This window comes from Halorubrum saccharovorum DSM 1137, assembly GCF_000337915.1.
Taxonomy (GTDB): Archaea; Halobacteriota; Halobacteria; order Halobacteriales; family Haloferacaceae; genus Halorubrum; species Halorubrum saccharovorum.
Window position 1 is genome coordinate 1 of record NZ_AOJE01000001.1, and the last position, 1,895, is coordinate 1,895.

Here is a 1,895-nt window from a genome sequence, read left to right on the forward strand (position 1 = left end):
GTCGATCAGCGTCGGGCCGACCGCCGTCATCTCGCCGTCGCCGCCGACGCGGACGAACGGGCGCCCGCCCATGAACAGCGGTGAGAGGTCGGCGACCAGCTCGCCATCGGACGCACGGAGTACGTCCCACACGCGCTGCGGGTCGTCGATCGACCAGTGGGCGCCGGTCGTCCGCCCGTGCTCCTCGCTCCAGCAGTCGTGACAGAGCGGGCGCATGGCCGGCGGGTGCTCGAACCCCCGGCTGTCGGCGTTCCACTCGCCGAACACGATCAGGTACGAATGGCCGTCACGCTCGTCGCCGCAGTTCTGACACTCGTTGAGGTCCGGGATATCGGGGACACCGGTACCGCGCTCGATCGCGCCGGAGTCCGAGTCGTCTCGGTCGGCGCTCATTCGCCCACCTGCGTTCCACAGCCGGGACAGAAGCGATACGTGCTCATGGCCGTCGACGGGCACTGTAACTCGCCCTCGACGGGACCGGCCTCATGGCCGAGCGTGTCGGCGTCGGCGCCGCAGTACGGACAGCAGTCGAACGTTGATCGGGCGCCAGGGTGCGGGCCGAAGACGGCGTCGTGCTCCGGACACTCGACACGGGTGTTCTCGCCGACGCCACGAACGACGTGCGTATCGCCGGCGTTCAGCGTGTCAGTCACACCGGAAGCCCGGTGTGCGGTGTCGGCTGGCTGTTCGTCTCTCAGGCGGGTGTCTCGATCGGTCATAGGGGGTTGTGCCGGTCGCTCCGGTGTGTAGGTGTATCAGCGGTCGTCTGGGGTAAATAGGTCCGGGACGACAACCAAACAAAAAAGCTACCGACGTGAGCTTATTCTGTACTGGCCTGCTTGTCGTCAGGTAATCGAACTATTTCGTCTTCCTCATCAAACTCTACCAGTCCATCTTCGGCAAGCGATTCCATTTTCCAGTACACCCGATGCTGTTCCTCCGATGAAATTTGAGATAACTGTTCAATGGTCATTTCTCCAAATTGCTGAAGGAGGCGTAATTCCTGCTCGGCTTGATGTGCATTAACAATCGAGGGCAATTCCCGGCGGAGATATGTTGCCACGTTTCCTATGTCATCAAAATTTTCGCTAATGGATTCGATTCCCTCAGCAATCGTCTCCTCTGGTTGCCCTGATAAGAGCTCGTACGCAGCCTCTTCCCGCCCCCAAATCGCTTCCTCCAGATCTATCGTCTCTTCAAAGTCGTGTGACTCGTCAAATATGTCCTCACAATCTGCCTCAAATTTTAAGTTGAATCCAAGATCCTCATATGCCTCCTTTATATCCCTCTCTGTTGGGAGTATCTCTTCGCCACTCGGATCAGATAGATGGAATCGATGTTTCTGGTTAGAAGGTAAGAGAGGAATCGTCCATTCTCTCTTTTCACTCTCTGATCCAATTTTCCACGAAGCTGTCACATTATGTGCGGCTCCATTTCCCGTATTTTGAATCACAAAGTTGCATACTACAGGTCCCGACCGCTCAATAGTCGCCTTCAGATAGGGCTTTGCCGATGCTTTGGTTTGTGACTCAACAACGTCTATTTGGTTTTCGGTTGCGTCACTCTGCTGTCGGGTGTAGTACGTGTATACTGCGGTCACAACTAACAGACCTAATGAAAATATCGCCTGTGAAACGGAAACTACGAGTTGTAAATTCGTTCCTGAGAGCACATTAAAAGATCCCGAACAGTGTAGATATTTCTTGGGGTCGGACCGTTCTTACATCGACCGCTTCGCCTGTTCGCCTCTCGCGTCGACGAGTCGCTCGTACTCCTCACTGTCACCAGCACGAAGGCCGAGCCGGAGCAGCAGCCGGATCACGTCGGCCTTCTGCGGCTCGTCGGGAATCTCCATGTCGAGATCGGCGGCGAGCTCCTCGGCGACCGCCTGCATC

At 56.9% G+C, this 1,895-nt stretch carries 2 protein-coding genes and 1 pseudogene; all 3 read right to left on the reverse strand.

Translation table 11 applies throughout. The features are described 5' to 3' along the window. Positions 1-393 (reverse strand): annotated as a pseudogene (locus C471_RS00005) (hypothetical protein); the annotation flags it as partial. After that, positions 390-653: a hypothetical protein gene (locus tag C471_RS00010; RefSeq protein WP_152421784.1), complete on the reverse strand. Its 264-nt coding sequence runs from the start codon at positions 651-653 to the stop codon at positions 390-392. The pseudogene C471_RS00005 and the gene C471_RS00010, both read right to left, overlap by 4 nt. Before the next feature lie 167 nt (positions 654-820). Then, positions 821-1,672, reverse strand: a complete 852-nt coding sequence (locus C471_RS16740) for a helix-turn-helix transcriptional regulator (protein ID WP_152421785.1) — start codon at positions 1,670-1,672, stop codon at positions 821-823. Positions 1,673-1,895: the final 223 nt, after the last annotated feature.